Source organism: Anaerolentibacter hominis, from assembly GCF_032380675.1.
Lineage (GTDB): Bacteria > Bacillota > Clostridia > Lachnospirales > Lachnospiraceae > Anaerolentibacter > Anaerolentibacter hominis.
This window is the reverse complement of sequence record NZ_JAWDIX010000006.1, coordinates 1-26,964: the sequence shown is the minus strand read 5'-3', so window position 1 is coordinate 26,964 and position 26,964 is coordinate 1. Positions and strand designations below refer to the sequence as shown.

Annotated in this window: 23 protein-coding genes, 6 tRNA genes and 1 rRNA gene; 8 read left to right on the top strand and 22 right to left on the bottom strand. The window is 47.3% G+C overall.

Going from position 1 to position 26,964, the window contains the following annotated elements; genetic code table 11:
• Window positions 1–27: 27 nt before the first annotated feature.
• The 5 genes from ABCW47_RS14380 to ABCW47_RS14360 form a co-directional block, all read right to left on the bottom strand.
• The gene (locus ABCW47_RS14380) at window positions 28–744 is read right to left on the bottom strand and encodes an ABC transporter ATP-binding protein (protein WP_343210631.1); all 717 of its coding nucleotides are present in this window, start codon (window positions 742–744) and stop codon (window positions 28–30) included.
• Window positions 744–1,502 carry an ABC transporter ATP-binding protein gene (locus ABCW47_RS14375; RefSeq protein ID WP_343210630.1) on the bottom strand — a complete coding sequence of 253 codons (759 nt, stop codon included), beginning with the start codon at window positions 1,500–1,502 and terminating at the stop codon, window positions 744–746. The genes ABCW47_RS14380 and ABCW47_RS14375 overlap by 1 nt, the downstream gene beginning before the upstream one ends.
• Complete coding sequence (locus tag ABCW47_RS14370) at window positions 1,489–2,493, bottom strand: branched-chain amino acid ABC transporter permease (protein ID WP_343210629.1); 1,005 nt, start codon at window positions 2,491–2,493, stop codon at window positions 1,489–1,491. Before ABCW47_RS14370 ends, ABCW47_RS14375 begins: the two co-directional genes overlap by 14 nt.
• A 15-nt stretch (window positions 2,494–2,508) precedes the next feature.
• Window positions 2,509–3,384, bottom strand: a complete 876-nt coding sequence (locus tag ABCW47_RS14365; protein WP_343210628.1) for a branched-chain amino acid ABC transporter permease — start codon at window positions 3,382–3,384, stop codon at window positions 2,509–2,511.
• Between the two features lie 146 nt (window positions 3,385–3,530).
• A complete protein-coding gene (locus ABCW47_RS14360; protein ID WP_343210627.1) occupies window positions 3,531–4,775 on the bottom strand; it encodes an ABC transporter substrate-binding protein in 1,245 nt (414 codons plus the stop codon).
• Window positions 4,776–5,136: 361 nt separating this feature from the next.
• Here ABCW47_RS14360 and ABCW47_RS14355 point away from each other — a divergent pair, with 361 nt between their 5' ends.
• The 3 genes from ABCW47_RS14355 (at window position 5,137) to ABCW47_RS14345 (ending at window position 9,652) form a co-directional block, all read left to right on the top strand.
• Window positions 5,137–6,912 (top strand): sensor histidine kinase, encoded by a 1,776-nt coding sequence (locus ABCW47_RS14355; protein WP_343210626.1) that lies wholly within the window; start codon window positions 5,137–5,139, stop codon window positions 6,910–6,912.
• Window positions 6,887–8,464, top strand: coding sequence for a response regulator transcription factor (locus ABCW47_RS14350; protein WP_343210625.1), 1,578 nt, complete (start codon window positions 6,887–6,889; stop codon window positions 8,462–8,464). The genes ABCW47_RS14355 and ABCW47_RS14350 overlap by 26 nt, the downstream gene beginning before the upstream one ends.
• 150 nt (window positions 8,465–8,614) lie before the next feature.
• On the top strand, window positions 8,615–9,652 hold the full coding sequence (locus ABCW47_RS14345; protein ID WP_343210624.1) for an NAD(P)-dependent alcohol dehydrogenase: 1,038 nt from the start codon (window positions 8,615–8,617) through the stop codon (window positions 9,650–9,652).
• Between the two features lie 208 nt (window positions 9,653–9,860).
• Here the strand turns inward: ABCW47_RS14345 and ABCW47_RS14340 are convergent.
• The 3 genes from ABCW47_RS14340 to trmB all read right to left on the bottom strand — a co-directional run bounded on the left by ABCW47_RS14340 (window position 9,861) and on the right by trmB (window position 10,941).
• Window positions 9,861–9,933 (bottom strand) — tRNA-Lys (locus tag ABCW47_RS14340).
• 150 nt (window positions 9,934–10,083) lie between these two features.
• A complete protein-coding gene (locus ABCW47_RS14335; RefSeq protein WP_343210623.1) occupies window positions 10,084–10,233 on the bottom strand; it encodes a hypothetical protein in 150 nt (49 codons plus the stop codon).
• Between the two features lie 33 nt (window positions 10,234–10,266).
• A complete protein-coding gene (gene trmB / locus ABCW47_RS14330; RefSeq protein ID WP_343210622.1) occupies window positions 10,267–10,941 on the bottom strand; it encodes a tRNA (guanosine(46)-N7)-methyltransferase TrmB in 675 nt (224 codons plus the stop codon).
• Window positions 10,942–11,286: 345 nt separating this feature from the next.
• Here trmB and ABCW47_RS14325 point away from each other — a divergent pair, with 345 nt between their 5' ends.
• Window positions 11,287–12,735, top strand: coding sequence for a D-alanyl-D-alanine carboxypeptidase family protein (locus ABCW47_RS14325; RefSeq protein WP_343210621.1), 1,449 nt, complete (start codon window positions 11,287–11,289; stop codon window positions 12,733–12,735).
• 46 nt (window positions 12,736–12,781) lie between these two features.
• A complete protein-coding gene (locus tag ABCW47_RS14320; protein ID WP_343210620.1) occupies window positions 12,782–13,918 on the top strand; it encodes an iron-containing alcohol dehydrogenase in 1,137 nt (378 codons plus the stop codon).
• A gap of 54 nt (window positions 13,919–13,972) precedes the next feature.
• On the opposite strand, the gene ABCW47_RS14315 is transcribed toward ABCW47_RS14320, so the two are convergent.
• Genes ABCW47_RS14315 through ABCW47_RS14290 form a run of 6 tightly spaced genes read right to left on the bottom strand, consistent with a single transcriptional unit; the run spans window position 13,973 to window position 20,772 of the window.
• The gene (locus ABCW47_RS14315) at window positions 13,973–15,142 is read right to left on the bottom strand and encodes a M24 family metallopeptidase (protein WP_343210619.1); all 1,170 of its coding nucleotides are present in this window, start codon (window positions 15,140–15,142) and stop codon (window positions 13,973–13,975) included.
• A gap of 1 nt (window position 15,143) precedes the next feature.
• Window positions 15,144–16,265, bottom strand: a complete 1,122-nt coding sequence (locus tag ABCW47_RS14310; RefSeq protein WP_343210618.1) for an MFS transporter — start codon at window positions 16,263–16,265, stop codon at window positions 15,144–15,146.
• Window positions 16,266–16,273: 8 nt separating this feature from the next.
• Window positions 16,274–17,302: a substrate-binding domain-containing protein gene (locus tag ABCW47_RS14305; RefSeq protein WP_343210617.1), complete on the bottom strand. Its 1,029-nt coding sequence runs from the start codon at window positions 17,300–17,302 to the stop codon at window positions 16,274–16,276.
• 27 nt (window positions 17,303–17,329) lie between these two features.
• Window positions 17,330–18,292, bottom strand: coding sequence for an ABC transporter permease (locus ABCW47_RS14300; RefSeq protein ID WP_343210616.1), 963 nt, complete (start codon window positions 18,290–18,292; stop codon window positions 17,330–17,332).
• Between the two features lie 3 nt (window positions 18,293–18,295).
• The gene (locus tag ABCW47_RS14295; RefSeq protein ID WP_343210615.1) at window positions 18,296–19,804 is read right to left on the bottom strand and encodes a sugar ABC transporter ATP-binding protein; all 1,509 of its coding nucleotides are present in this window, start codon (window positions 19,802–19,804) and stop codon (window positions 18,296–18,298) included.
• Window positions 19,804–20,772 (bottom strand): ABC transporter permease, encoded by a 969-nt coding sequence (locus ABCW47_RS14290; protein ID WP_343210614.1) that lies wholly within the window; start codon window positions 20,770–20,772, stop codon window positions 19,804–19,806. Before ABCW47_RS14290 ends, ABCW47_RS14295 begins: the two co-directional genes overlap by 1 nt.
• Before the next feature lie 180 nt (window positions 20,773–20,952).
• On the opposite strand from ABCW47_RS14290, the gene ABCW47_RS14285 reads away from it, so the two are divergent.
• Together ABCW47_RS14285 and ABCW47_RS14280 are read left to right on the top strand one after the other, a co-directional pair.
• Window positions 20,953–22,245, top strand: coding sequence for a M24 family metallopeptidase (locus tag ABCW47_RS14285; protein WP_343210613.1), 1,293 nt, complete (start codon window positions 20,953–20,955; stop codon window positions 22,243–22,245).
• 154 nt (window positions 22,246–22,399) lie between these two features.
• Complete coding sequence (locus ABCW47_RS14280) at window positions 22,400–23,575, top strand: ROK family transcriptional regulator (protein ID WP_343210612.1); 1,176 nt, start codon at window positions 22,400–22,402, stop codon at window positions 23,573–23,575.
• A gap of 115 nt (window positions 23,576–23,690) precedes the next feature.
• On the opposite strand, the gene mscL is transcribed toward ABCW47_RS14280, so the two are convergent.
• Window positions 23,691–24,146: a large conductance mechanosensitive channel protein MscL gene (gene mscL / locus ABCW47_RS14275; RefSeq protein ID WP_343210611.1), complete on the bottom strand. Its 456-nt coding sequence runs from the start codon at window positions 24,144–24,146 to the stop codon at window positions 23,691–23,693.
• 333 nt (window positions 24,147–24,479) lie between these two features.
• On the opposite strand from mscL, the gene ABCW47_RS14270 reads away from it, so the two are divergent.
• On the top strand, window positions 24,480–25,157 hold the full coding sequence (locus ABCW47_RS14270; protein WP_343210610.1) for a transaldolase family protein: 678 nt from the start codon (window positions 24,480–24,482) through the stop codon (window positions 25,155–25,157).
• A 209-nt stretch (window positions 25,158–25,366) separates the two neighbouring features.
• Here the strand turns inward: ABCW47_RS14270 and ABCW47_RS14265 are convergent, their stop codons facing one another.
• From ABCW47_RS14265 to ABCW47_RS14235, 7 genes are all read right to left on the bottom strand, one after another.
• Window positions 25,367–26,206, bottom strand: a complete 840-nt coding sequence (locus ABCW47_RS14265; RefSeq protein ID WP_343210609.1) for an SDR family NAD(P)-dependent oxidoreductase — start codon at window positions 26,204–26,206, stop codon at window positions 25,367–25,369.
• A 122-nt stretch (window positions 26,207–26,328) separates the two neighbouring features.
• Window positions 26,329–26,402, bottom strand: a tRNA-Met gene (locus ABCW47_RS14260).
• Window positions 26,403–26,476: 74 nt separating this feature from the next.
• Window positions 26,477–26,558, bottom strand: a tRNA-Tyr gene (locus tag ABCW47_RS14255).
• Between the two features lie 4 nt (window positions 26,559–26,562).
• Window positions 26,563–26,635, bottom strand: a tRNA-Thr gene (locus tag ABCW47_RS14250).
• 17 nt (window positions 26,636–26,652) lie between these two features.
• Window positions 26,653–26,725: transfer RNA gene (locus ABCW47_RS14245), tRNA-Val, on the bottom strand.
• A gap of 5 nt (window positions 26,726–26,730) precedes the next feature.
• Window positions 26,731–26,804, bottom strand: a tRNA-Asp gene (locus ABCW47_RS14240).
• 65 nt (window positions 26,805–26,869) lie between these two features.
• Window positions 26,870–26,964, bottom strand: a 23S ribosomal RNA gene (locus ABCW47_RS14235); the annotation flags it as partial.

Genomic DNA, 26,964 nt, shown 5'->3' with positions numbered 1-26,964 from the left:
CAACGCACTGATTTGACCCATCCCGATCTAGCTTATTCCCATATAGCTTCTCTGGATATCTTCATTTTCCAGCAGCTTCTGCGCTGTATCCTGAAAGATAATCTCTCCCGTTTCCATTACATATCCTCTGCCCGCTGCATCCAGAGCCACATTACAGTTCTGTTCCACAAGTAAAACCGGAATACCGTCCGTGTTTATCTTTTTCACCGCCCGGAATATGTCTTCCACAATCAGCGGTGCCAGTCCCAGAGAAGGTTCATCCATCATCAGCAGCTTCGGTTTCTGCATCAATGCTCTTCCCACCGCCAGCATCTGCTGCTCTCCTCCCGACAGGGTCCCTCCCTGCTGGGTTTCACGTTCTTTTAACCTGGGGAACAAATCATAGACATAATCAAGGTCTGCCCGAATCTGCTCACCTTTGCGCAGATAGGCTCCCATCATCAGATTTTCCTTCACGGTCAGCTGTGAAAAGATATGCCTGCCCTCAATACATTGGGCAATGCCCATACCGGCTATTTTATGGGGTGCCAGATGATTGATCTTCTCACCCATGAACCGAATCTCTCCGCCGTATATGCCGTGAATCAGGCCGGAGACAGCCTGCAGGGTCGTCGTTTTGCCCGCACCGTTTCCCCCCAGCAGAGTGACAATCTCCCCTTCCTCCACATAAAAGGAGATTCCTCTTAATGCCACTATTTCACCATAGCGAAACTGCAGATCATTCACTTCCAGAATTTTTTCCATCAGGCTTTTCCACCTCCCAGATATGCCTCGATTACATCCGGATGCTGCTGAATATATGCAGGAGTCCCTTCCGCCAGCTTTTTTCCATAGTTCAGGACACAGATAAAATCACAGATGTTCATAACCAGTTTCATGTTGTGTTCCACCAGGAGAATCGTATAGCCCTTGTCCCGGATCTTTAAAATCGTTGATGCCAGCTCATCCTTCTCGCTCAGGTTCATTCCTGCTGCCGGCTCGTCCAGCAGAAGCAGCTTTGGATCACTCGCCATAGCCCTGGCTATTTCAAGCCGTCTCTGCTCCCCGTAGGAAAGGCCGCTGGCGGGCAGGTCCTTTTTGTCCTCCAGGCCCATAAATTCTAATATGTCACGGCACTTGTCTATTGCCGCCCTCTCTTCCTTCCGCTTCGTCCCCGTGTTCATTATCGCGGCCAGCAGCCCGGCCTTTGTCACGGAGTGACAGCCTACCATAACATTTTCCAGTACCGTCATTTTCTTAAACAGATTGATGTTCTGATAGGTCCTCGCAATCCCCTTGCAGTTAATCCTGTGGGGCGCCATTCCCTGTATTTCTTCACCATCCAGCATAATCCTTCCCGATGTTGGCGCATATACGCCGCTTATTATATTAAATAAGGTGGTTTTACCCGCGCCGTTTGGCCCGATCAGGCCGAAAATCTGGCCCTTTTCCACCTCTGTACACACATCATTGTTGGCAATAAGCCCGCCGAAACGGATTGTGATATGATCAATTGTAAGCATGGGCCTTCTCCCCTTTCTGCTTTGTCTTTCCTCCCGTATTTTTTCTTCGCGCTATACGGGCTTTTATACTTTTCAGGATGCCTACCGTCCCGTTGGGGAAGAAGAACAGGACGATCAGAATAAAAATCCCATAGATCAGGACCTGATAGGAGGCAAAGCTCTGAAATACCTCCTTCACCAGGAGCAGGATGGCCGCCCCGACAAAAGGTCCGGATGCAGTGGCAATTCCGCCGAACAGAAGCATTGTCATAAACAACGTGGACTGTGTGGCATTATATGTCTCCGGGCTGATAAAGCCTACCAGATGGGCATACATCGCACCGGCCAGCCCGGCCATCGCCGCGCTGATGGCAAAGGCCATAATCTTATAATACCGTACATTTACTCCCATCCCCTGCGCCGCATGGGTATTTTCCCGGATGGCTATAAACCCTCTGCCCACCCTGGAATGAATGATATTCTGTTTCACCAGCAGAATCACTGCTGCCAGAATCCAGATAAACACCATATAGCTCCGGTTCGTATTCAGTTCAAGACCGAAGAGATTAAAATCCGGAATACCGGAGATTCCCCCCGCCCCGCCTGTCAGTCCGGACCAGGAATTAACAAGCAGATAAATGATCTGGCCGAACGCAATCGTAAGCAAAGATAAGAAATGTTTTACCAGCTTGGATGCCGGCAGCGCAATTACAATACCCGCAGCCATGGCAATCACGCTTGCCAGAATAACAGATAGCAGTGTGGGGATTCCCAATCTCATGGACAGCAGTGTAGTTCCGTAAGATCCAATTGCAAAAAAAGCGGCATGCCCGAAGGAAATCTGGCCGGTATAGCCGAACAGCAGATCCAGCCCTGTGGTTGCAATTGCATAGATTCCGGCCAGGGAAATAATCAGTGCATTGTACGTTTCCCCCGATAAAATCCCGCATATCACACACAGTACCCCGATTACGGCTACTGTGACTTTGTGTTGTCTGAGTTTTGTTATCATTTCCGCCCTCCCCTTCTATTCCAGAACCTTTTCTTTAAATATGCCTGTTGGCAGTATCATCATCACCAGGATCAGAATACCGAAGGAAATGACGTCCTTATACCGGGTTGTGAGAAATGCGGAAATAAAGGTCTCCATAAAACCGAAAAACATTCCCCCCACAAGGGCCCCGTAGATATTGCCGTAGCCGCCTGCCACAGCTCCCGCAAACGCCTTCTGCCCGATCAGCGCGCCCATGGTAAAATAGACGCCGTAGACAGGTCCCAGAGCCGCGCCTATTATGCCGGCCAGTCCGGCCGCCAGGCCCCAGGTCACTCCTTTTGTCAGAGATACATTAATCCCCAGTGCGCTTGCCGCCGTCTGATCCAGAGCGGACGCACGCATTGCCGTCCCGAACTTGGTTTTATTCAGGAAGAAATACAGCAAAAAGGTGCAGACAATTGCAATAGATAGTACCAGAAGAGATTCCGGCGCTACCTGTATCCCCAGAAAGCTCACGGATGAAGCAGAAAAAATGCTGGGAAACTGCATAATGGAAGATGTCCACGACAGCATCGCCGTATTCTGCAAAATCATGGAAACCGCCGCTGTACACAAAATAACATAGGCAAAGGCCGCTCCCTTTTTCAGCAATGTGGAAATCAAATATCTATGTACAAAAAATCCCAGGAAAAACATCACGATAAAGGTTAATATAAATGCCGCAAAAATCGGCAGTCCCAGGTATTTATAAAATGTCAGACCGATAAACGCGCCAAACATCATAAAATCGCCCTGTGCCAGGTTCATCAGGCCGGTTGCCTTATAGATCAGGCTGTATCCCATGCCCAGCACTCCATACACGCTTCCGATCATCAGGGCCCCGATGACCAGCTTTAAAATAATTGACATACTGCACCCCTTTTCTCTGTCCTGCCGGAAATCATTTCCTCTGTTATAAAAGCTCTGTCTGAGAAGCCTCTGCGGTTTTCTCAGACAGAGCCATTCTGCCGTGATTGCACAGTGTATTCCCTCTGCGCTTGCTATTCAGACAGCCATCAGTTTCCTGTTCTCCAGGCCTTCATGGTATCCACATCAAAGGACTGTACCTTTCCTTCATAAATCATAAACTCATTGCAGGACTTCAGCCCGTCCCCGGAGCCGTCTGTAAAGTCAAAGCTTCCGGCGCATAAACTGATACCGCTTAAGGATTTAAATGCCTCTTTGACAGCCTCCCGGTCCGTAATATCATCTACCTTCTTCAGCGCTTCCGACAAAAGCATCATCTGGTCATACCCGCGGAAAATAACATCGGAGTATGGCATCGCGCTGTATTTCTCATAGAATTTATTTAATACTTCCCGGATCAGTTCGGTCGTTCCGTCCTCCGGTGTTTCCGGTACCACATAAGCTGCAGCAAAGATCAGGCCGTTTGCCGCATCTCCTGCCACACTTAATACCTCCGCGTTGGCTCCGCCCTCACTGGTATACACATAGCCGTCATATCCATGCTGGCGCAGCTGCTTTAAAATCAGGGCTAGCTCATTGCCGTTTCCATAGACGGTTATGCTTCCTGGCTTTGCCGCCATTATCTTGGCAATATGACCGGTAAAATCCGTATCTGTCGGCTGATACGTTACATCCGCAACAACCTCAATCCCTGCATTTTCCAGTTCACTGATGGTTGTATCATGCCCGCTCTGACCATATTCCGATTCCACACTTAAGAGCGCCGTACTGGTCTCTCCCATTTTGCTCATTTCCGATACAAATGTAGGTATAATATAATTTCCATTTACCGTGGCCCGGTACAGATATTCACAGCCGATATTCGTCCAGGTGGCGCCGGTTCCCGATCCGATCTGAAGTACCTTCGCCTCCTCGGTCAGGGAATGGGTTGCCAGCACGTTGGGGCTTAAAAAGCTTCCGATCACATAATCCACTTTATCCACTTCCAGAAGACGGGTCACCGCTTTCACCGCACCCTCTGTGGTGCCGCCGTCGTCATACACAATCAGTTCCAGCTGACGGCCCTGAATACCGCCTTCCTCATTTACCTTGTCCATTGCCAGACGGATGCCCTGTTCCAGACACTCGCCGCCGCCTGCACTGTTGCCGGTAAGGCTGGTGTAGAGACCTACATATATCGGACCGCCATCTCCCTGGCCTTTCTGATCATCCTGGGGCTTCTGCTGGTCCCCGGCCGGTATCGAAGGTTCCTCCTGCTTTTTGCCGCAGGCAGTCAGGCCAAACACCATCATCAGAACCAAAAACACAGCAAGTATTCTCTTTTGTTTTTTCATTTTGTACTCTCCTTTTCCACTCATATCATAATTTCAAAATTCCGGTACGATTCACGGAGCCTTTCGATGGTTTCATCATACCGGATTCCCATCGGGCAGGCCATAGAGAATACACTGCAAAACCAGCACAATCCTTCGTTTATTGACGCCCTCCCGGTACGAGATAAATGCAAGAAATTTAGTATAAAATGTAAATATATTAGGTTTCTTTCTTTTTTCTTGAAAGAAATATTAACACAATGATACTATATTAACGTAAAGAGTAAAATAATTTGACCTAATTGTCAGATATTGGTAAATATTACATAACGTCCGTTTCCGCTCGCAAAACCGGAAACGAACTACGAAAGAGGGGGCCAGCATGTTCGGATTTATCAGCCGTATTCAACTTCATCCCTACCGCAGATCTCATATGAAGCTTTTTTTCCTGTTTATTCTGACCTTTCTTATCCCGGTCATCGTCATTGCCCTCATTTTTTCTCATCTATATTATAAAACCGCCCAAACCAACGCGGTTCAGGCGATACAGAGAGAAACCAATCAACTGGCCTACAGTATTGAGACACAGTTAAACGTACTGAATTCATACGCTATCCTCATCGGGAGAGACCAGGATATTTTAAAACTCTGCCATCGTAACCAGCAACCATCACCGGAGTCTGCCGGCCTGATTCAGGATGCAATATCACGTTACTCCTTTGCCGCAGGTTCTCTTTATCCGAAGGTCACAATATTAAACAAGGACAACCAGGTGATCAGCGGCGCCGATTACGTAGGCAGTTTACTGGAAAACGAATCATTTATCCGCTGCCTCTGGAGCGGTACCAATGTATACAATCTGGATGTGGTCTGGCTGGCAGACGCGGAATTTCCGGACAAAGCCGGAGAAAACGGTCCTTCTTCCTATTATATAGTGAAAGCAATTGTAGACCCGGATACCTGGGAGCATCTGGGGTTAGTCGTCCTGAGCCTCCAGGACCATTCGCTGGCCAAGCTGTATATCAATGCCGTGGAGAAACACCAGTGCGCCTTGGTCCTGAGCCAGGAGGGTGCGGTACTGTCCAGCATCGACGATACGGGTCTGCTCTCCGGGATGAACGGATCGGATATTGTCGCCGCCCTGGATAGTTCAAACCCTGTGATAAGCAAAGATAATACGATCCTCTACCGCTGTTCCCTGAACAAAAGCCAGTGGCAGTTTGTCCTTGGCACGGACCTGGACAGTATGATGGAGGGATATATTCATACCGGAATCCTCTATTCCATTGCGATCGTGGCCTGTATTGTTATCTCTACCGGTCTGGCCTATGTATTTTCCTCCCGGTTTATGATTCCGATCCGGAGTCTGGTCAACCAGATGAATCGGGTCAAGGCAGGAAAATTAAATTCCCGTGTGGAGATTACTTCAAACGATGAAATAGGGGAACTGGCAAGAAATTATAATGATATGCTCAAGCGGATTCAGGAACTGATCCTTAAGGTTGTGGAGGAACAGGAGCTGAAGCGCAAATCCGACATGCTGGCTCTTCAGTCCCAGATCAATCCCCATTTTCTCTACAACACGCTGGCCTCCATACGATATACCGTATACTCTGATCATCCGCAGGATGCAGATGTGATGATACTGGCTTTGACCCGGATATTAAAAAATATTCTGTCGAACACAGCGCCGTTTAATACAATCGACATGGAGCTGGCTCAGCTCAATAACTATATCACCATCCAGCAGTACAGCTTTGATACTCCAATTAAGGTTACAATAGATCTGGAGGAGGGCCTTGGGGATTATCAAATTATTAAGCTGCTGCTTCAGCCCATTGTGGAGAATTCCATTCTCCACGGCCTGAAAACATCCACCCGTCCCCCGGAACTTACGATCACCTGCCGGAGTACCGGTGCGCGGGATATTTTATTTACAATCTGCGACAACGGCAATGGCTTCGACCTATCCAGCGTTTCCTTCCGCGAACAAAGCAGCAGCCATATCGGCATCGATAATGTCCGTAAACGGCTGCTGCTGCATTACGGCCCCGGGTATACTCTGGAGATACGAAGTCAGGTGGGCGAGGGCACTACGGTCAGCTTGATTATTCCAAAGAGAAAGGCAGTGAATGACAATGAAGATACTGGTAGTTGACGATGACAAATTAATCCGTAACTGGCTTACCATGCTGATCCGGCAGATCACCTCTCCGGATCTGGAAATCCATGCGGTCAATGATGCTCCCGCCGCTCTGGATTTTTGCCATAAGAATGAGGTAAATCTGGTAATCACTGATATTACCATGCCTCAGATGTCGGGCCTGGAGCTCCTGGCTGCTCTGCGGGAATCCTACCCGGACATGGAGGTAGCTGTGCTAAGTGCCTATGACAACTATGAGTATATCCGTCAGGCGCTGCGCCTGGGCGCAATCGACTACATATTAAAGGCTGAAATGAAATTATCAGATATTACTGCACTGCTTCAAAAGGTACGTATCTTCTCCAACTACAGCAGCCACGCTCCCGAGGCAGAAGAGACCACGTTTCACGAATATGGAAAGCACCTGAATGATTACCTGGAAGATACCATTACCACCAGTGATTTTCTATCCCGGCTCCCCCTGACAACCAGGAATCTGGCCGTTGAGTCCTTTGCTTTAAAACCGGAAGAAGAAGCCCTCCCCCCGGAACAGGTTATGGATCTCTGCGCCCGTACCCTTTCCACAGAAAACCTATCCGGCTGTCCGTTTTTTTACCAGGACTGCTTCCTCGTGCTCTATTCCCTGCCGGACGAAGCATATGAATACCGCCAGGAAACCCAGCAGAAGGTATCCCTCCTGCTGGAACGCAATATTTCCAACTATCTTCATCGGGACAGTCTGGCATCTGACCGGTTTTTCTGCGGCGACACGGACCACTTTCATGATGTACTTGTGGAACATCTATGGAAAATGGAATCCTGCCTCTACTATGGACAGAAAGATCCCGGCGTCTTCCGTCACCTTGGCACACCGGAGCTTTCCGATGCCACGCGCAGGCTCCGCTCCAAACTGGAGCTGCACTCCTACCAGGAAGCGCTGGATCTGTTTCAGAACTTTGTGGATGACTGCCATGACCGGATGATCTATCTCTACGATCTGAGGGTAGCTGTCCTCTACTGTATCACCGTATTTCTGGAGAGCACCGCAATTTTAAAGGACAGCTCCACCTTTGCCGCAGGGTATCACCGGATCAGCAAACGAATTAATCTGGCGGGCACCAAAGAACGGATGCTGGCCCGCCTGAAAGAATTCTATGAGCTGTATATGCTGGGAATCCGGGATCTGACCAATACTTCCGCGATCAGTCCTTCCATACGGAAGGCAACCGACTATATTCTCTGCAACTATAGAAATCACATCACGCTCGAAGATATCGCCAATCACATTTATCTGAACAAGACCTATATCAGTCAGCTGTTTAAGCGGGATCTGGACACCTCCTTCGGCAGCTATCTGGAAAGTGTACGTATCTCCAAAGCCCAGGAACTGCTGCGCAGTTCGTCCATGAATGTGACTCAGATCGCGGAAGAGGTGGGCTATACAAGCCAGAGCTACTTCACCAAGGTTTTCAAGAAGAAGGTTGGCATGGGCCCTCTGAAATACCGCTCCATGACAGCTCCCTCTGCCGGAAGCATGGACTATCTCTCCCCGCCGGACAGGCATTAACCGGGAGAATATTTATATAAAAAGGTAATATCCTTATATCCTCTTTTCCTTCCATTGACACCGGAGAATTTCCGATTTTATAATGCAACCAGCAAGAGGTTGAGCGAATCCGGATTCATCAGCACGAATGAGAAAGGAAAGGGAAGAATAATGGAAAATAAATCTGCTGTTCTCACAGCTGTACAGAAAATAGAAATGAGGCCGGCTCCCATGCCGGAGCCAAAACCCGATGAAGTGTTGATCAGGCTGGAATACTGCGGTGTATGCGGTTCCGATGTCCATTTCTTTGAAGATGGTTATATCGGCAAACGCTATGCCACCTTTCCAATGGTACTGGGGCATGAAGCGGCCGGAACCGTTGTCAGTGCCGGCTCGCAGGTACATGACCTAAAGGAAGGAGACCGGGTTGCAATTGAGCCGGGAATTCCCTGCGGACACTGTGAATACTGTAAGGAGGGCCGGTATAATCTCTGCCGGGATCTGGTCTTTTTATCCACGCCCCCCTATGACGGCGTGCTCTCCCGCTATATAACCCACCCGGCCCATCTCTCCCACAAGCTGCCGGAACAGGTGTCACTGCTGGAGGGTTCCCTCATTGAACCACTTGCCGTTGGCATGCATGCGGCGCGTCTCGGCAATATCTGCTCCCCAAAGACAGCTGTTATACTGGGGGCAGGCTGCATCGGCCTCACCACGCTCTTAGCCTGCCGCCAGATGGGCGCCTCCAAAATAATAATCTCCGATCTCTATGAAAACAGGTTGAAGAAAGCCCTGGAGCTGGGGGCGGATCATGTGGTAAATGCCTCTGAAGGAGATCCGGTAGAACAAATCCTTGCACTGACCGGAGGGGCCGGAGCAGATGTGGTCTTTGAATCCGCCGGCAATAAACACACAGCTTATCAGACCAGCCTTCTGGTGCGAAATGGCGGAACCATCGTTCTGGTGGGTAATATCATCGGCGATATTACCTTTAACTTCCGCAATATGACGTTAAAAGAAGCAGATTTAAAAACCGTCTGGCGCTATCGCAACGTATATCCTGCTGCCATTGATTCCATTGCAAAAGGGACGATCCCGGTAAAAGATATCGTGACCCGCATTTATGACTTTGACGAGAGCCAACAGGCCTTTGAAACTGCGATGAACGACAAACAAAATGTAGTTAAGGCAGTGATTCATATAGAGTGATCATATTGAACCAATTTTAAAAATCCCCGCTAAACCCAGTAATTTCAAGGGCTGCGGGGATTCTGATTTTGACTAACTTTTGACTAACCACATTTTCCTATCTTTTGATCTATTTTAGGGTATTTTCCTCCATTTTAAAAACCCCAAAAAGCAATAAAAAAAGCCCAGAAACCGTCAACGAAGGGCAGTTTAAGGACCTTTGTGCGCATGCGCCTTCAGGGGCTCGAACCCTGGACACCCTGATTAAGAGTCAGGTGCTCTACCAACTGAGCTAAAAGCGCAATATCCGCGTATTTTCCAACGCAAAAATTATTATATAATAAGAAACATTAAAATGCAAGTATTTTTTGTAACAATTGAAATAATTTTGTAAAACTCAGGGCAGAGCTTGCTGCCGGGAGGTACCGGCAGCATTTGATCCGCCGCTGCTCTCATTTCTTCCCTGGCTTTTTCCTTTTATCCGTTGATTCCAGCAATTTGTTTACGTCATCCCAGGAGTGCTTGATCTTTAAAAGCTTCTTGTCCAGCCCTGTCATCTGTCCGGTCATCCGGGCGATATTATTTTTCAGCGAACGTCCCATTCCCGCCGCCTCCAAAGATTTCTTCTCTTTATCTTATTCCGTCGGAGCCGCAACCTTTCCCGAATTATCCAAAACACGATAAATAACCATCTTGTGAATCGGATCTCCCATAGAAGAAAAACGCTCCTCATATTCGGTCATGACATTGCCTTCTTTATATTCACTGTGATGGAGATCATCCGTGTAATAACGGATTCTCCAGCCTGCTGCCTTCACCTGCTCCAGAGAAAACTGGAACAGTGTCCCATTGTCGGTCTTGAATTCAATCTCTCCGCCGGGCACCAGAATCTCATTGTACCGGGCCAGAAATTCCACTGATGTCAGTCTTCTTCTTGCATGTCTGTCCTTCGGCCAGGGATCGGAGAAGTTGAGATAGATCCTCTCCACCTCATTTCTGCCGAATACATCCGTGATCGTCTCTGCATCCATACGGATAAACAGCAGATTCCCGCTCTCCAGCTCTTCCCTTTTATCAAAAGCACGAATAAGCACACTGGAATACTTTTCAATTCCCACATAGTTGATCTGAGGATTCATTCTGGCCAATTCCGTAATAAACTTCCCCTTGCCCATCCCGATCTCGATGTGGATCGGATTCCGGTTCCCAAACCGTTCCTGCCATTTCCCCTTCCACTTCTCCGGTTCGTGCACCACGAACTCACTGGCAGCAATCATTTCCCTAGATCCTTTTATATTGCGCAGTCGCATAAATCATCCTCCTCACATATGGACATCATATTATCAAATATTATCGATATTTGCAAGAAATACGCAGAACCAGTCAGGAAAATACTTTCGTACCGTTTCTTTTGCAACTCCCTCTTGCTACCATGTAAAAAATCTTCTATAATTGTAGAAGCAGTTGCGGATAACGGAGCAGTAACCCTGCTCCCGTCAGAGAACCTGTCCCCGAAATTGATACGGACAGGCTCCCTCATTAAGTCTGTCCTTTTTAATTTCAGCCTTTTGACAAGAGACAACATATACATAAGAAAATCACCTGCGATTCGGGACCGCCTCTGACTGTAATATAACCAGCAAAAGGAGTTCGTAATGAAAAAAAAGAATCACTTTATCCATATATCTATGTTTCTGTTGTTCTGTCTTCTAATTTCTTTCCTCGCACCCGGTACTGTCCGGGCGGCAGGTCCGGATGTACCTATAGATTCTTCCGATTATGTATGGGAAGCCGGGCCGAAGATTCAGGGCAAGTCAGGAATTATAATGGATTCCTCCACAGGGGCCGTTCTGTATGAGAAAAATCCGGATAAGGTGCTCTATCCCGCCAGCCTTACCAAGATCATGACCGCTTTGCTGGCTCTTGAAAACGCATCCCTTTCAGAGAAGGTGACCTTTTCGGAGGATGCCATACGTAAAACTGAGGGAAGCAGTATCGGGATCAAGATCGGTGAGACCATTACCATGGAGGAGTGTCTGTACGGTCTGATGCTGGAGTCGGCCAATGCCGTCGCTTATGCCATTGCGGAACATATCGCGGGCTCTGTCGAGGCTTTTGCTCAGATGATGAATGACAGGGCCGCCGAACTTGGCTGTACAAATACTAATTTTACCAATCCTCATGGGCTGCATGATGAAAATCACTATACGACCGCCCATGACCTGGCTCTGATTTCCCAGGCCGCTCTGAAAAACAGCATGTTTCGAACTATTGTATCCACACAGACTTATATCATCCCCGAAACAGAGATGACGAACGAAGTAAGGCATCTGAACAATCATCATCAGATGCTGTATCCAAATAATTTTCCTCAGTACAAATACGATGCCTGCATCGGAGGAAAAACCGGCTATACCCAGGCCTCCGGTTACTCTCTGGCCACATTTGCAAAAAAGGACGGAATGCAGTTAATCTGTATCATTTTAAAATCCAAGTCGCCCTATGAAAAAAAGAATGAATATACCGATACCATATCTCTGCTGGATTACTGTTTTGAAAACTTCTCCCAGGAGCCGGTATCGTCCTTTCAGAAGAACCTGGCGTCAAGCAGCCTGAATTTGTTTTCCAAATACACGTCCCTGTTCGATTCTACAGATTCTCTTTTGAATTTAAGCGGGGACGGACTGGTTACGCTTCCCAAAAATGCAACAGCAGATCAGATAGAAGAGACGCTAAACGTATACCCCTCACCACAGACGGAAAACGGACAAAATATTGTGGGGACAGTCACATATTCTCTTGGCGGACGGGTTCTCGGCCAGGCAGATGTCACATTCCGGCCCCAGCAGACCTATCAGCTGATATCTTCCGAGGCTCCGGCAACACCGGTGATAGAGCCTAAAAAGGAATTAAAAGATGTCTTTACACGTCCGGTCCGGATTGCCCTGCTGGTCGTTGGCATTCTATTTGTGATTATCCTGCTGCTATTACTGTACAACCGGCTTGTTATCCTTCCCAGAAGGAGACGGCTGTCGTCCAGGGCACGGCATTTTCATAGTTCATCTGGCTACCAAAGACGCAGCGGACACAGAAGACGTTACTAAAAAATTTATCATACGTATAATGTTACTCAGGAAAGGAGCCTGCATCATGAATTTTAACTACTATGTTCCTGTAAACATCCGTTTCGGGCGAGGCCGTGTCACAGAACTGCCTGAGCATGTAAAAACCTACGGCTCAAAAGCACTTATCGTAACCGGCAGAAACAGCACCAAAAAGACAGGCCTGCTGGACCGTATTGAAGCTCTGCTCGAAGCAGCCGGCATCGTTTACACCGTATTTGACCAGGTAGAACCAAATCCTCTGTCAACGACGGCGCATAAAGGTGCTGATCTGGCGGCGGCAAACGGCTGTGATGTGGTTATCGCCGTGGGCGGCGGCAGCATTATGGACTGCGCCAAGAATATCGCGTTTCTCTGCTGCAATAGAGAGGGCGATATCTTCGATTACATCTGGGGAAAACGTACCGGAAGCAAAGCTCTTCCGCTGATCGCCGTACCTACCACCTGCGGAACCGGCAGTGATGGAGACGGTATTGCCGTGCTGACCAACCCGGAGACCAATGACAAGAAATCTCTGAATGGGCCTTACCTTATTCCAAAGGTTTCTATTTTGGACCCTGAATTATATATGACCATGCCCAAATCCATCTTTTCTGCCGTGGTGTTCGATGCCCTCTGCCACTGTGTAGAGTCCTATGTGACACAGAAGGCAACCCCGCTCTCAGAAATGTATTCCCTGAAGGGGGTAGAATTGATCGGCAAATACTTTGTCCGTGTGTACAACAACTATGAAACGGATGAGGAAGGCTGGGACGCTCTCGTTCTGGCCAGTATTCTGGGCGGAATGGCTCTTCAGGCAGCAGGAGGCGGAGCCCCTCACGCGCTGGAACATCCTGCAAGCGGACTGCGCAACGTAACGCACGGCCTTGGGCTTGCCGCGGTTTCCCCCTATATCTACGAGCTTCAGGTGCCCTGCGCGAAGGAAAAGTTCGATGTGTTATCACCTCTGCTGGGCGGCACCGGCGCAGATGACTTTGTAGCCGCGTGGAGAAAGCTTATTCAGGATGTTGACATTGATTTCTCTCTTTCCGATCTGGGTGTAAAAGAGGAAGATATTGAGTGGATGACAGAAAACTGCCTGTCCATCATGAAGGCAATCATCGACACCAGTCCATATCCCATGACGAAGGAAGAAGTACGTGAAGTATATCGAAAGGCATTTTAGGATTGAAAGAATAGTTCATAGAAAGGGGCCGGCAAAATGCCGGCCTCTTTCCTTTTACAACTCAATATAACCCAAATTGTCACGGGTGAACAGCCTTGCGCCTGTATCGGTAATCAACGCCACATCTTCAAAACGAAATCCATATTCCTCCGTTCTGAAATAATTGTCCACTGCAATGGACATACCCGGCTTTAAAATTTCCTCTGCCCCCGCCTGGAAAACCGGTTCTTCATCTTCCATAATGCCCAGTCCGTGACAGGGTGCACCCGGCGGTTTTCCATATCCCTTCCTTTGAAAATATTCCTGATACAGTTCCGTGATCTCTCCAGTGCTTCTGCCGGGTTTCAGCCATTCATCCGCCAGTTTCAGATGAACAGAAATCATAAAATCAATTTCCCGCCTTAGTAGCTCCGGCATGGTCCCGAAGATAAACGGCCTGCTGTAAGAACCGCAGTAGCCGCCGTAATGGCATCCAAACCCCACTGTTATCAGCTGGTTTTTCCCCGCCGGCATATGTTTATTTCTTCCTATGCTGCATCTTGTCATCTTTCCTGAGAAGTTGGCCATCGAAAATCCCGGTCCCTCCCCGCCGTCCTGAAACAGTTCGCCGGTAAAGATACCCTGCATTTCGTACTGGGTCATAACCGGGGACAGTTTAGGAAGAGCATGGTTAAACGCACGTTCTGTCAAAAGGCAGGCGCTCTCGATCATTCCGATCTCTTCCCCTGATTTTGCCATTCTCAGTTCTTCCATCACGCTGTCACAATTGACCAGTTCTGCGGTTTCCCCGCACGCTTCTTTTAATTCCAGGTACAAAGGATAAGGAATCGTGGCATAATCACCCAGGCCCACCCTTTTGATCGGTTTTCCTCCTGTCGCTTCATTCAGCAATTCCCGCAGGGTTCTCAGCTTCACTCCCTCATTTATAACAGGGTTCGCCGAGTGATCAAAAGCTGTACAGGTTCGCACCTGTGCACCGCCAAAGGCATTTGTCTGGGCGTATTCCAGTGATTCTGTGGCATTTAATACCAGAGGCAGTCCTTTTCTTCCGATTAAAATCCCGCCCGGCTCAAAAGCAGGCCAGTAATTTGCAAGGTATACAATATTTCTGTACACACCCTCCGATCCATAGCAGAAAAACGCATCCAGATTACGCCTTTCCATCTCCTGTTGGAGCTTGTCCACACGCCTTATATATTCTCCATAAGAAATTCCCGGTTTCATGTTATTCTCTTTTCCTTTCACGAGTGAATCTGTTTATCATCAATGCTGCTGCCACCCCAAAAAGCGCAGTAACAGCAAGCACCTTAAATGGCGCGGCATATCCCAGGTATTTTTCGGAATATCCTAGTATTGCCGGTGAAATAGTTCCTCCTACGGAGGCGGCTATACTCATGCAGCCGATCCTCAAGCCTGCGCGGGCAGGGTCTTTTTTCGCCGCCAAAAGCATCAGTTCGGGCCACAAAGGGGCGCAGAAAAGCCCCAGACAGAAGGCCATGAGCAGGGACAATCCTCCATGTGTTCCAAATCCCAGACAGACCAGTATCAACAAAACCATTCCATAGTAAAATAGAAGCCTTTCCTTCTTCTGTTTTACTGTAGCAGCAAAAAATCTGCCTATTGCCATGGCAAGCCAAAATGCTGAAATCGCGTATGCTCCATAAGAAACCTTCAAATTTTTTGAGAACAGATTCATAAGGTAATACCCCGTGCCGTTCTCAATCATTCCATACAAGAAAATGGCAAGCATAAAAATGGGAAGCAGGCCAATCCGCCTTCCGGTTTTACCTCTTTCGCTCTTTATAACCGCCCGGTTTTCAGGCTGATATGTTTTGATCAGCGGATAAAGCAGAGCAAAAAAGGCAGCTCCGGGAATCAAAAAAGACAGCGACCAATGGAAGGAAAGGTTTTCCATGATAACAGGGCTTAATACAGCTCCGATGCAAAATGCACACTGTGAATAATTGACAGAACTGGTTCCATCCGGCCGGTCTGCCAGAATAGCCGTTGCACTGCATTCCGTAAAGCTATACCCTGCCCCTATCAGGATATTGGCAAATACTACATTTACCACACCGTCTATTCTCATAATCAGGCAGCCGGCAATAAAGAAACACATGCCGGTAATAAGGGCTGTCTTTTTTCCGATATGATCTGCAATTGCTCCCGATAAAAGAGGCGCGGCAATCATAACCGCATATTTTTCACTGACCAGCATCCCCGCGATACCGGAATCCAGCTGATACTCCTGTGCCATATGTCCGATTGCCCATTGGAATCCTCCGGCCTCAAATCCCAAAAATAACAGCAATATACTTAGGCACACTACGATATTACTCTTTTTCATACTTAGGTTTAATTAAATGTCGGGATGCTCGTATACTTTTCTCTGAGCTGTTCATTTCCGATATAATCCTCTGCCTTCAAAAGAGAACAGTTGAATAAAATATCACTTGTGGAAATATGCCCGTAAGGAGCTGTAGATGAAAGTACATCTGTGGGGTGAGCCGCCGCAAACAGCTGTAACATCGATTGATACCCCATCATATAAGGATCGTCAACCACGGTGGCGGCAATCTCCCCTTTCTCCATACATTCCAATGTGGCAGTTCCAAAATCGCTTCCCACTACTGTGATATCATCTTTTCTCACGGTGCGGACCGCTGCAGCCGCGCCTGCAGAACCTGTCCCGCCTGTGGAAAATACTGCTTTTACATTAGGATTTGCCTGAAGGGCTGCCGTCGTATTGGATTCTGCAGTGGCTGTATCTCCCGCCTCGTTGCATTTATCTACAATTGTAATCCCCGGATAATTCTCTGCAAGGTAGTCCTCAAATCCCGCGCAGCGTTCTTCCTGGGCTACAGAACCAAATAGAGTAACAATAATGACTTCCCCCTGTCCCCCCATCTTTCCGCCGATAAACTCGGCGGCAGTAGCGCCAAAACTTGCATTGTCCGTGCCAAGATAGCAAAGCCGGTCGCTGCCAGGGCAGTCACTGTCACAGGTGATTACCGGGATGCCTTCCTCCAGCGCATTGTTGATAGAAGATACCATTGTATCCTCATCCGCACATGCCACAAGAATTCCATTCGGATGTTTCCCTGTCACCGTTTCCAGAATTCTTGCCTCCTGGGAGGCGTCAGCATCAGCGGGCCCCTGCAGCTCCGCCTTTACGCCCAATTCTTTTGCCGCGTCCAGAAATCCGGCGTACACCCAGCTGAAGTATTCCGAGCCTTTTTCAAAGGTAACGTAGACATACGTTTCATCTGACCTGTCAGCCGCCGCAGGTCCATCTGTGGTTTTTGTTTTTGATCCGCATGCCGTGAGTGTAAGCATCATGACAGCCGCCATAAGCAGGGACAGCACCTTTTTCATCTTTTTCATGTTATACTCCTCCTTTTTCTTTTGTCTTTATTTTCTTTTTACCCGCTGACCGAGTAAAACTGCTCCCACCAGGAACACGCCTGTTACCACATCCTGGAAATAAGTATTAATTCCGCTGAGAAGAAATGCGTTATATACCAGGGCGATAAAAATCAGGCCGATAATCGTGCCTCCCACACTTCCCACACCGCCCCGCGTCATACTTGTACCGCCTACAACAACACAGGTGATGGCTCTCGTGTCAAGATTTAAACCGTAAGAGTAATTTGCCGCCTGGAAATTCAGCACCGCCATAAGTCCCGCAATCGCCGCCAGTACGGCAGACTGCATAAACACAAAATACATGGTACGGTTTACATTGATACCGCACAGATCCGCCGCCTTTGCATTGCCTCCTACAAAGTATACCTTTCTGAAAAAACGGTTTTTCGCCAGCAGCACCGTCCAAATAATAGCAAGAATCAGCAGTACCACCAGAGGGAGCTTAATGCCAAGAATACGTATTTCCGCTATTTGCATAAACTCCTCCGGCAGGCCGGAAATAGAACCGGAGCCGGTCACAACCAGATTAAAACCTTTCAGGATCAGCTGCATCGCCATCGTGACAATAAAAGGGTGTACATTCAGCAAATTTCTCAGATAATTGTTACATGCCCCAATACCTGCGGCGATGATCAGCACAAAAAGCATCCCAAGCCAGATGTTGATGCCGTTTTTAATCATCAGGCAGTAAATAATTGCGGTAAAAGGCATAACGCCCGCCACAGAAAGGTCGATTCCCCCGGAAATAATAACAAGTGTCAGTCCCAGCGCGATGATTCCTTCCGGAACATAGGACATCAGCATTGCCTTGATGTTATATGCCGATAAAAATCCATCGTATACATATGACATAACAGATGAAATCAAAATAATCATGATTACCACAGAAGCAACCTGAATATCTATTTTTTGTACCATCTGTTTCGCAGCTGTTCTCACTTTTTTCACGTTTTACACCCCCTGCCCCTTTGCTTCATAGACACAGGTCATGACCTCCTGCTCTGTTAACCCAGTGTTTGGCAGAATTCCCCTGAAATTGCCTTCGTGCATTACTGCAATGTCATCGGAAACTTTCAGGATTTCAGGAAGTTCAGAGGAAATGACAATAACTGCAATACCAGAATCCGCCAATTCCCGCAGCATATGATGAATGGTCATTTTTACCCCGATATCAACCCCTCTGGTAGGCTCATCCACAATAAGAACCCTGGGCCTTGCCAGCAGTGCCTTAGAAAAGAGAATCTTCTGCTGGTTTCCCCCGGAATATGTACCCGCAGCTTTATTTTTTACCGGAGGCTGTATATTCAGCTTGTCGATATACTCATCCGCAATCCTGCTGATTTTTTCCTTGTTCATAGTCTTGTACTTTGTAACAAAATCTCCCAGGGAGGCCGCGATAATATTATCCTGAATTGGTTTTGTCAAAAACAGGCCCAGATCCCGTCTGTTTTCTGTCAGGTACACGATACCTTCCCCTATAGACTCCTTGGGAGAACGGAATCTTACCTCTTTTCCATCGTAAATGATTTTTCCTGAATCATATTTATCTGCGCCGATGATGGACATAACCGTCTCTGTCCTGCCGGCCCCAATCAGGCCAAACATACCCAGAATCCTGTTTTTATAAAGTTCAAAGCTCACATTCCTGAATTTCTTTCCATTGCATAAATCTTCCACCTTGAGGATTAATTCCCCTTTTTCCGAACCCGGAGCCAAAAATGCCTGGGAACTCAGATTATCTCCCACCATCATACGAATCATTTCCGGGGAGGTGATCTCCTCCTTTTGCAGGTGTCCTACCAGCTTTCCGTTCCTGAGGACAGACACCCGGTTACAGATAGCCTTTACCTCGTCTAATTTATGGCTGATAAAAATGACGGTCATCCCTTTTTCGTCCCTCATCCGGCGCACCAGCCCAAACAGATGCTCAATTTCATTGGCGGACAGAGAACTTGTAGGTTCATCCAGAATCAGTACGTCAATATTGTGGGAAACCACTTTCACAATTTCGATAACTTGCTGCATGGCCACACTCAGATTCTCAACCTTTTCCCGGGGATTTAAGTCGATTCCCATATCATCCAGAATCCGTTTTGCCTCGCTGCACATTTTCTTTTCTTTTACAAATCCAACTCTGTCTACCGGCTGGCGACCCGCAAAGATATTTTCCGCAATAGACAAATTCCCCACCACGCTCAGTTCCTGATGAACAATGCCTATCCCATGCTGATACGCGTCAATTGCATTGCGCAGATGAATCTGCTCCCCATTTTTATAAACCTGTCCCTCATTGGGCTGATAAATACCCCCGATGATTTTCATCAGTGTGGATTTCCCGGCGCCATTTTCTCCAATGATCGCGTGGATATCCCCACGATTGATCGTAAAACTGATATCCTGCAACACATAATTTCCGCCAAATTTTTTTCCGATGTTTTCAAGCCTGATTATTTCTTCCATTAAATCAGCCCCCTTCTTTCGGCTCTCTTGTTGTGCATGACATCAATGAACAATGTAAGAACCAGCATGATTCCGCTGATCGCCGTCTGCCATTCCGCATTGCCGCCAAACTGTATGAACGAATTATTTACAATAGCCACCAGCATAACGCCTAAAACGGTACCGAAAATATTTCCTTCGCCGCCGGACATAACCGCTCCGCCAATTACCGCCGCCGCAATGGCCTGAGTCTCATAACCATTTGCATATGCCGCGTTTCCCATCGCGTAACGACTGCACATCAGTACGCCGCACAGTGCTGCACATAGCCCGCTCAGGGCGTATCCTCCCATAAGAATCCTGTTTGCGTTAATTCCGGACATATAGGCTACCTGCCTGGAGGTTCCCACTAAATATACTTTTTTGAAAAAGGAATTCCTTGGGACAAGAATAGCCAGGACTATCACGACCATCGCCGAAATAAGAATCAGATTTGGAATCCCGAACAATGTTCCCTGGCCAATATTGGCGAACCCGGAAGGCAGCCCTGTGATGGTATATCCATTGGTCATTACATAATTAACACCCCGCAAAACAGACTGGGTGCCCAGGGTAGCGACAAACGGCGCCAGGTGTCCGTATCCCACCAGCGCGCCATTTATGGCGCCGATGATCATCCCGGCGGCCAGCGCGGCCAGAATTGCCAGAAATACAGGAGCACCCCCCTGCATCAGCTGTGCAGCGATCACCGATGAAAAAGCTACAATGGGTCCCACAGAAAGATCCACACAGCCCAACATCAGGACCACCGTCATTCCACAGGCGAGAATGAGGTTGAAGGTTACCGTCGTCAAACTGCTGCTCAGATTTGAAACCGTCAAAAAGGTACTTGGTTTCAAAATAGACATTGCGCTGATGCAGACTGCTATTGTAATCATCAGTACGATCACTCTGCTGGAAATGTTTTTCCTATTTACTAACCCCTTCATGTTAGGATTAATACCTCCTTCCCTTGAACTTTATAAGTATTATAGCATCTGTCCGAATTAAGTCAATTCTTTTTAAAATATTTTTTAAAATCATTTTTAAATCTATTGTATTATTGTGAAAGGTATGTTAATATACGATTCAGAATTATACAATCACACTTAATTAAAGGAGGTATTTCAATGTTTTTAACACTTAAGGATTATGAAAAAGTGCAGCAGGTTGTGGATCATTACGCGGCAAAGCTGGACCTGTCCGCGGCGATTGCCAAGGAAGAATTTTATGCAAGGTACAAAAAGGTATGGAAGCAATTAGAAGAAAGAGAATTGGATTTCGGCTTCTTCTTCTGGTACAGGGAAATGCCCGGTGACGGAATTTATCTCACCGGTTATAACCCTACTCTGGAGAAAGCCTGCGCTGTCATCGCCCCCGGCAGAAAACCGCTGCTGCTGGTGGGGCCGGAATCCGGAAAATGGGCCAAAGAAGCCGGCCTTGATCTGGAATGTAAATTTACAGAGGAGTTCAGTCTTCCGGATGAATACTACGAAGGGGTTACCTGCGCTTCCCTGCCCCGGGTGATCCAGGAATATGTGGGCCACGAGATTAAAAGAATTGGTATTATGACTTCTCTCGATGTTGTAACAGCCAAGGTTCTGGATATTTTCAGAAATGATGTGCCCGGTGCCCCGGAGCTTGTGGATGCCGCCGATATTCTGGCAGATCTGCGCTATGACAAATCAGATGCAGAATTTCATTGTATGAAACAGGCGGATATAATTGCCGCTGCAGCCATCCGCGCCATGCTTGCCGTCATCCGGCCCGGTCTCAGAGAGCTGCAGGTAACAGCCGTCGGAGATTATGTGGTCAAAGCCCTGGGCGGCGAAAGCTATGGCGCAGAATCCATGGCTGCCTCCGGAGAACGAAACCGGTACATCATCGCTCCGGCATCCAACAAAATTATTGAAGAAGGAGAAATTGTCCAGTTAAGCTCTGTTCCTAGTTTTCAGGGATATAAAGGCGTCTGCCGCAGAACAGTTGTGGCGGGCAAAAGAAATGCGGTTCAGAAAGAGTTTTTTGAAAAAATGAACCATGGCTATGAACTTGCGGTGGCGGAACTTAAAAATGTAATTGAAAAAGATCTTCCAATTAACCGGGTTGACCTGGCTGCCCGTGACTACTTTGCAACACAGGAAATCGAAGGGATCAACATGAAATCTCTGCATTTTTACAGCACCAGTCACGGCACCGGATTAACAGAATGTCTGGAAAAGATCCCCACCCATCCACTGAAAGAAGATTATTACGGGAAGGGGAAAAACGTTGGCATGATGCTGGATCTGGGCCTTTACGATCATCCTGACAAAGATATTTGCGGCGGATGCGTGGAGAGTGCATTTTTCAAAAAGGGCAATATATTCGTCAGTTTAACCGACCTTCCTGTGGATGTTCAGGATCTGGTAGGTAAAGGCCTTTAGGCAATAAATACCTGCAGTACATAAAGGGAGAATAAGGAGAATAAGCGCGGAACAGAGGATTGACAGCCCCTTGTTTTCCCACGCCAGCGTTGTAATATTTTAACAATTAGTATATACTGATTTTGAAACTATAAGGAAAACGTGGTGATGCCCAATGATTAATGATGTAGTTGATTTAAAAAATAAAAATGCAAAGATTGTCATGGATCTGATCCGATTCAGCGACAGTCTCACGAAAAAAGATATTGCCAAGCAGTCTGCGCTCAGTATTACTACCGTGTCTACCATATGCTCGGATCTGAAATCATTGGGGATTATTTCAGAACAGCGAACTGCGAACTCCCGTGTAGGCAGGATACCCAATTCCATTTCTTTCCACTATGATGCTTTTTTTGTCATAGGGATAGATTTGCAGGTTGCCAACACGCTGGGACTGGCAATCATCAATCTTCACAATGAAATTATATTTTCTAAGACATACGACATTTCGGATATCCAGGAGGTTGAGGATATTGCCGTCTATGCGAAAGAACAGCTGGATGAACAGATTCAGGAACGCGAGCTGAATCCTTCTCATTTTATCGGAGCAGGCATCTCTGTCCCTGCTATTTTTGACGCGGTGGACAGCTGTTTAATCAGCAGTTCCATTGAAAAATACAATGGCGTCAATATGAAACAAGTTTTCCAATCAGTGTTTCATATACCGATCTATGTAGATAATTCCAGCAACTTTAAGGCAATTTCCGCCCATACCACAAGCAAGGTGTCCAACATTGTCTGCCTGGACATTTCACAGGGAACCGGTGTGGGAATCATATGCAATGACGCTCTCCTGCGTGGTAAAAATGGTTACGGTGCGGAAGTGGCCCATGTGCCCATCGGCGATAAAACCTTGCGGTGTCCCTCCTGTGGGTCCTATGGATGCATAGAGGCGGAACTGCAGGTGGAACATATTCTTCAGCACTATCCTCATTATGATGCCGGCAGAAACGCCGACTCTCAATGGAGCAGTTTTGTAGAGTACGTTAATCAGCATCCGGATGATTTCCGTCCTCTGCTTCAAAAAATAGGTTACTTAGTGGGCTCTCTCACCAGTATCCTGGTAAATATTTTTGACCCCTCCATGTTCTTAATTACAGGGTACATTGCGGATTTATTTCCTCTAATCAGAACTGAATTTATGGAACAGGTGCAAAAACGCTGTTCCCTGTCCCTTGCGAGAGGGCTTACCTTCCAGGTGGAAAATTATCATTCCAGCAGCATCTATGAAGGCATATGCGATACAATATATGACAACTGGCTGCCTCTTGATAATATAGAAAGACAGTAGCAGACTTCGCGAGCCGTCTTATTGTAAACCAAAGGGGGAAGGAAGTGAATCATCCGAATCACTTCCTTCCCCCTATTATTGCCCTTACCGGGCGCTCATTTTATAGTTATCAATTCTATTGTTCTTCCAGCTCAGACGTACAATTAGGACATCTGGTTGCCTCAAGCGGAATGTCCGACAGACAGTAAGGGCACTTCTTCGTCGTCGGCGCCGCGGGCTTTTCTTCCTTCCGAAGAGAATTCATAAACCTCACAAACAGGAACACAACAAAAGCCATGATCAGGAAATTTAAGATCCCGGAAATAAAATTTCCATAATTTAGCGTAGCTGCCCCTGCCTTTTGTGCTGCCTCTATCGTGGCATACTTATTTCCATCCAAAGCAAGAAACCAGTTGCTAAAGTCAATCTTACCAGTAAACAGACTGATCACCGGCATAATAATATCGTTTACCAGCGAATTGACGATACTACCGAAAGCACCGCCGATAATCACGCCGACAGCCAAATCCAGCATGTTCCCCTTAATCGCAAACTTTTTAAATTCTTTAAACACCTGAACACTTCCTTTCATCTTCTGTACCCCCGGCCTCAACAATTGCCGGAACTTACTTAAGTTTAGACCATGATCGGATTCCTGTCAAATCCGGCCGCAGCTCTTTCAGCTCACCTTTGTAATGGAAAATTAACCGCAAGGGTCGCAATTAAAAACAGTCCCATTAGCTACCTGTCTCTCCGTTTTTTCTATAACAGGTATCTTGTCTTCTTTCATTTATGTGCTAACAATTATCATAGCATAAATTAGAAAAATACTATAATACAATTGTTCCTCCATGCTATAATAGTCTTAAGGCCACTATTGAAAGGCGGACGTGGCAATGATCTGAACCCGAAAGGAGGACTCCAGATGAAACTAATTATCGACAGCGCGGATACCAAAATAATCAGAGAATTATATGACTATTTTCCCGCAAAAGGCGTTACTACCAACCCCTCCATTCTGAAAGCTTCCGGCAGAGCTCCCTATGACGTACTCAGAGAGATCAGGGATATAATCGGTGCAGACGGGCAGCTGCATGTGCAGGTTGTTTCCCAGGAAGCAGAAACTATGGAAGAGGAAGCCTTCCGGATACGAAAAGAACTGGGAGAAAACACTTATATCAAGGTACCTGTAACCAGGGAAGGATTAAAGGCAATCAAACGAATGTCGGCAAACGGCATCCAGGTAACCGCAACCGCCATTTACACGCCGATGCAGGCATATCTGGCCGCAGAGGCAGGCGCAGTATACACCGCGCCCTATGTAAACCGTATTGATAACCTGGGATATGACGGCGTTTCAGCCGCTATACATATGCATGATATCTTCCGCAGCAATAACCTGAATACCCAGGTACTGGCTGCCAGTTTTAAAAACTCCTACCAGGTTCTGGAGCTGTGCCGTCATGGTATTGGTGCCGCTACCCTGGCTCCTGATATTATAGAGGGGCTGGTCAAAAATGAAAATGTAGCCGCCGCTGTTGATGCATTTGAAGCAGACTTCTTTCTTCTCTGCGGTGAAAGCAAAAACATGTCCGACTGCTAATCTTCGCCATCGAGTATAAAAAAAGGAATCTGCCCGTTATCTGCGCAGATTCCTTTTTATCATATAGGAAACTTTGTCCCCTATATGATAAACCCTCCGGGGGATCGCACTGCGGCGGAAAAGAATCGTGTTGCCGGAGAATCCCGCTTGCGGGATTCTTTTTCTGATAGCATAGAGGCCCGTAAAGCGTTCCCTCCTTATTTATTGACTCACTGGGGAGGCATTGATGTAGGGTGAAAACCCTGCCATGCCAGATCCGGATCTCCTACCAGTCCCTTTCCTCCATTGATAGCCAGAGACGCACCAGTTATATAGCTGGCCAAATCAGAAGCCAAGAATACAATCGGGGCAGCAACTTCCTCAGGTTCACCGGCTCTCTTTAATGCGATCTTCTTCATTGTCGATTCCGTATGGTTGACAATAGCGTCTCTGGATAAAATCGTATTGATGATTCCCGGCTCCACTGCATTAACACGGATATGAAATGGTGCAAGTTCAGCGGCTACACCCTGGGTCAGCTTTGAGACCGCGGCTTTAAAAGCTCCGTACAAAAGGCGGTACACCGCCGGTGTTTCGGCAGAGGCAGAGGAAATATTCACAATGGAACCGCCTCCGGTCTGCTTCATATACTTGCTGGCAGCATTAATTCCATAAAGAGTAGAACTGAAATTCATATCCAATATGTATTTATAGTCATCCTGTGTAACATCACACAGCGGCATATGCCGATTTCCCCCGGCACTATTGATCCAGATATCAATTCTGCCGAACTGTTCATAGACTTCGGCCGCAAATGCCTCCACCTGTTCCTGGTCCGTACAGTTGCACTGGCGGATCAGTGCGGTATATCCCTGAGCCACAAACCTCTCCTGAAAGCCCTTCAGCTTTTCTTTATTACGGCTGCATACAGCCACCTTGCAGCCTTCTCTTGCAAATATCTGTGCACAAGCCTCACCGATGCCGGTTGATCCGCCGCAGATAACAGCGACCTTTCCTGATAAATTCAGATCCATGTTCCGATACCCCCAATCGTCATTATTTAAATCCATTATAGTCGTTCCGCCGATAAAAAGTCAATGAAGGTCCGGATACCAGGATTTTCTCTTATTTCACTAAGTTCAATAATTACGCAAAAAAACAGATCATTAGATTTATTCTAATGATCTGTGAGTTGCGGGGGTAGGATTTGAACCTACGACCTTCGGGTTATGAGCCCGACGAGCTTCCAGACTGCTCCACCCCGCGATAATATAATTTGCAGGAATTTTCTTCCTTTATTAGTATATGAAAAAACATTCAGATTATGACTGTTTTTTCAGTGGATGGAGAAGGATTCGAACCTTCGAAAGCGTAGCTAACAGATTTACAGTCTGCCCCCTTTGGCCACTCGGGAATCCATCCATAAAGCCGACAATCGGACTTGAACCGATAACCTGCTGATTACAAATCAGCTGCTCTGCCAATTGAGCCATGTCGGCAAAAATTCATTACTTAATGGGACCTACAGGGCTCGAACCTGTGACCCTCTGCTTGTAAGGCAGATGCTCTCCCAGCTGAGCTAAGATCCCATAAACGACCCAAGCGGGACTCGAACCCGCGACCTCCGCCGTGACAGGGCGGCGCTCTAACCAACTGAGCCATTGGGCCAACATTATATATTTCTACCTTCAAAACTGCACATGAATTCTTTTCTTCCTAAACCTCTTTCCCTTTTGGTCAAGCCCTCGACCGATTAGTAACTCTCCGCTCCATATGTTGCCACACTTCCACTTGAGTCCTATCTACCTCATACTCTTTAAGGGGTCTT

Bases quoted from the DNA above. Each gene is read 5' to 3' on its own strand.
- ABCW47_RS14380 (WP_343210631.1), bottom strand. From the start codon at position 744: ATGGAAAAAATTCTGGAAGTGAATGATCTGCAGTTTCGCTATGGTGAA.
- ABCW47_RS14375 (WP_343210630.1), bottom strand. From the start codon at position 1,502: ATGCTTACAATTGATCATATCACAATCCGTTTCGGCGGGCTTATTGCC.
- ABCW47_RS14370 (WP_343210629.1), bottom strand. From the start codon at position 2,493: ATGATAACAAAACTCAGACAACACAAAGTCACAGTAGCCGTAATCGGG.
- ABCW47_RS14365 (WP_343210628.1), bottom strand. From the start codon at position 3,384: ATGTCAATTATTTTAAAGCTGGTCATCGGGGCCCTGATGATCGGAAGC.
- ABCW47_RS14360 (WP_343210627.1), bottom strand. From the start codon at position 4,775: ATGAAAAAACAAAAGAGAATACTTGCTGTGTTTTTGGTTCTGATGATG.
- ABCW47_RS14355 (WP_343210626.1), top strand. From the start codon at position 5,137: ATGTTCGGATTTATCAGCCGTATTCAACTTCATCCCTACCGCAGATCT.
- ABCW47_RS14350 (WP_343210625.1), top strand. From the start codon at position 6,887: ATGACAATGAAGATACTGGTAGTTGACGATGACAAATTAATCCGTAAC.
- ABCW47_RS14345 (WP_343210624.1), top strand. From the start codon at position 8,615: ATGGAAAATAAATCTGCTGTTCTCACAGCTGTACAGAAAATAGAAATG.
- ABCW47_RS14335 (WP_343210623.1), bottom strand. From the start codon at position 10,233: ATGGGACGTTCGCTGAAAAATAATATCGCCCGGATGACCGGACAGATG.
- trmB (WP_343210622.1), bottom strand. From the start codon at position 10,941: ATGCGACTGCGCAATATAAAAGGATCTAGGGAAATGATTGCTGCCAGT.
- ABCW47_RS14325 (WP_343210621.1), top strand. From the start codon at position 11,287: ATGAAAAAAAAGAATCACTTTATCCATATATCTATGTTTCTGTTGTTC.
- ABCW47_RS14320 (WP_343210620.1), top strand. From the start codon at position 12,782: ATGAATTTTAACTACTATGTTCCTGTAAACATCCGTTTCGGGCGAGGC.
- ABCW47_RS14315 (WP_343210619.1), bottom strand. From the start codon at position 15,142: ATGAAACCGGGAATTTCTTATGGAGAATATATAAGGCGTGTGGACAAG.
- ABCW47_RS14310 (WP_343210618.1), bottom strand. From the start codon at position 16,265: ATGAAAAAGAGTAATATCGTAGTGTGCCTAAGTATATTGCTGTTATTT.
- ABCW47_RS14305 (WP_343210617.1), bottom strand. From the start codon at position 17,302: ATGAAAAAGATGAAAAAGGTGCTGTCCCTGCTTATGGCGGCTGTCATG.
- ABCW47_RS14295 (WP_343210615.1), bottom strand. From the start codon at position 19,804: ATGGAAGAAATAATCAGGCTTGAAAACATCGGAAAAAAATTTGGCGGA.
- ABCW47_RS14290 (WP_343210614.1), bottom strand. From the start codon at position 20,772: ATGAAGGGGTTAGTAAATAGGAAAAACATTTCCAGCAGAGTGATCGTA.
- ABCW47_RS14285 (WP_343210613.1), top strand. From the start codon at position 20,953: ATGTTTTTAACACTTAAGGATTATGAAAAAGTGCAGCAGGTTGTGGAT.
- ABCW47_RS14280 (WP_343210612.1), top strand. From the start codon at position 22,400: ATGATTAATGATGTAGTTGATTTAAAAAATAAAAATGCAAAGATTGTC.
- mscL (WP_343210611.1), bottom strand. From the start codon at position 24,146: ATGAAAGGAAGTGTTCAGGTGTTTAAAGAATTTAAAAAGTTTGCGATT.
- ABCW47_RS14270 (WP_343210610.1), top strand. From the start codon at position 24,480: ATGAAACTAATTATCGACAGCGCGGATACCAAAATAATCAGAGAATTA.
- ABCW47_RS14265 (WP_343210609.1), bottom strand. From the start codon at position 26,206: ATGGATTTAAATAATGACGATTGGGGGTATCGGAACATGGATCTGAAT.